The organism is Mesorhizobium sp. WSM3626, from assembly GCF_000513935.1.
Taxonomy (GTDB): Bacteria; Pseudomonadota; Alphaproteobacteria; order Rhizobiales; family Rhizobiaceae; genus Mesorhizobium; species Mesorhizobium salmacidum.
In genome coordinates this window covers 1-2,024 of record NZ_AZUY01000097.1, presented here as the reverse complement: position 1 = coordinate 2,024, position 2,024 = coordinate 1, and the positions used below count along the sequence as shown (strand labels likewise).

General features: G+C 64.0%; 2 protein-coding genes. One reads left to right on the top strand and one right to left on the bottom strand.

What is annotated here, in order from left to right:
• Nucleotides 1-135 precede the first annotated feature (135 nt).
• On the bottom strand, nucleotides 136-528 hold the full coding sequence (apaG, locus tag M653_RS0131035; protein ID WP_027146773.1) for a Co2+/Mg2+ efflux protein ApaG: 393 nt from the start codon (nucleotides 526-528) through the stop codon (nucleotides 136-138).
• 220 nt (nucleotides 529-748) lie between these two features.
• Between apaG and M653_RS0131030 the strand changes: the two genes are divergently transcribed.
• Nucleotides 749-1,900: a ceramide glucosyltransferase gene (locus tag M653_RS0131030; RefSeq protein WP_027146772.1), complete on the top strand. Its 1,152-nt coding sequence runs from the start codon at nucleotides 749-751 to the stop codon at nucleotides 1,898-1,900.
• Nucleotides 1,901-2,024: the final 124 nt, after the last annotated feature.

Genomic DNA, 2,024 nt, shown 5'->3' with positions numbered 1-2,024 from the left:
ATCAGCCACCGCATCAAGAAATGCGCCTGGAATGACGACTATCTCATCAATGCCATCACTCATATGCGATAGCCCTGCCGTTCACGGGGAGAAGGTGCCCGACGGGCGGATGAGGGGCAGCGCGACCGCCGGTGCTCAGTTCACCGTGCGCCTTGTCCCCGGCAGATCGAGCGAGAAGGCGGGGATTGCGATGTCGAACGTCTCGCCGCGCTTGTTGCGCATCGTGTAGCGTCCGACCATGATCCCGGACGGTGTCGAGAGCGGGCAGCCGGACGTATATTGATAGCTGTCGCCGGGATTGAGCTCCGGCTGGTCGCCGACAACGCCCGGCCCGCGCACTTCCTCGACCCGGCCGGCACCATCGGTGATGTGCCAGTAGCGCGACAACAACTGCACGAACTCGTCCGACTGGTTGTCGATCGTTATCTGATAGCCCCAGACATAGCGGTTCTCCGAGGGATCCGAACGGTCCTCGAGATAGAACGGCCTGACCTGCACTTCGATGTTGCGCGTCACGGCGCGGTACATGAGCGGCTCCAAAACAATCCGACGATTTTCGACGCTCCCGGAGAGCAGGTCAACGTGCGCGTCTTGTCGCGCCCGGCCTTGAACCGCAGGTGCCGGCAAAGAATGTCATTTAAGTGACACACGACAATGGTGGTGTGCACGAACCGGGCGACTCGGCGCTCTGTCGAACTGTTGAAAACGGCCACGATGCGGGCCGCCTTTCCGGAGTGACCAGATCTCGATGGAACTCACCTTCATAGCCGCCTCGCTTTCGACCGCTCTCATCCTTTCAAACGCCGCCAGCATTTCGCTCGCCGCCTCACGGTTGAAACGGCGAAGCACGATCGCCCCGCCGGCCGGCAAGTCGCAACCGGTATCGATCGTCGTCCCGTCGCGTGGCGTCGAGGCGTTCACGCATGAGACGCTGGAACGCGCCTTCGCGCTCGACTGGCCACGTTATGAGCTGATCTTCTGCGTCGCCCATGCCGACGACCCGGTGGTCAAACTGATAAACAGGGCGATTGCCCGGTTTTCCAAGGTGCCGGCCCGGCTGCTGATCGGCGATGACCGTGTCAGCGCCAATCCAAAGCTCAACAATTGCGTCAAGGGCTGGGAAGCGGCGCGCCACAGCTGGGTCATCCTTGCCGATTCCAACGTCTTGATGCCGAGGGACTATGTCGAGCACATGATGGCGGCATGGCGGCCCGACACCGGTCTTGTCTGCTCGACGCCGATCGGTTCGCGACCCGAGGGTTTCTGGGCCGATGTCGAATGCGCCTTCCTCAACACATTGCAGGCCCGCTGGCAGTATGCCGGCGAGGCGCTCGGCCTCGGCTTTGCCCAGGGCAAGAGCATGCTGTGGAACAAGCCGATGCTGGACGCCAATGGCGGCATTCGCGCGCTGGCCGCCGAGATAGCCGAGGACGCCGCCGCCACCAAGCTGGTCAACGGCCTCGGCCTGCGCGTCAATCTCGTTGCGGCGCCCTTCGAGCAGCCGCTCGGCCAGCGTACCGTTGGCGAGATCTGGTCGCGCCAGGCCCGCTGGGCGCGCCTGCGCCGCGTCACCTTCCCGCTGTTCTTCGCGCCCGAAATCCTGACCGGCGCGGCGGTGCCTCTCGCGCTGGCGCTGGTTGCGGCGGCGAGCGCGGGCGTCAGCCTCTGGGCAACCGCGATTGCCGTGTTGGCGGCCTTCTACCTTCCGGAATGCGCGCTGGCCTTGTCCAAGGGCTGGCATCTGTCGCCGCGCATGGTCGCGGCGATGATCGCGCGCGACGTGATGCTCCCGTCCATCTGGGCGCGCGGCTGGCTCGGTGGCGCCGTCGACTGGCGCGGCAACGCCATGACCATCCGCACCAAGGCCGCCGAATTGGAGGAGACGCCGTGGCGCGCCTGATCGCCGCGGACGACGCTCCTAAGCAGCTTATCTAGGGCGTAGTGACGATTTAACTACCTGAGCCAGATAGCGATAGCGGCAAGTTTGACAAAGCCCATGAAGTTGGCGAGCAACTTGTCGTATC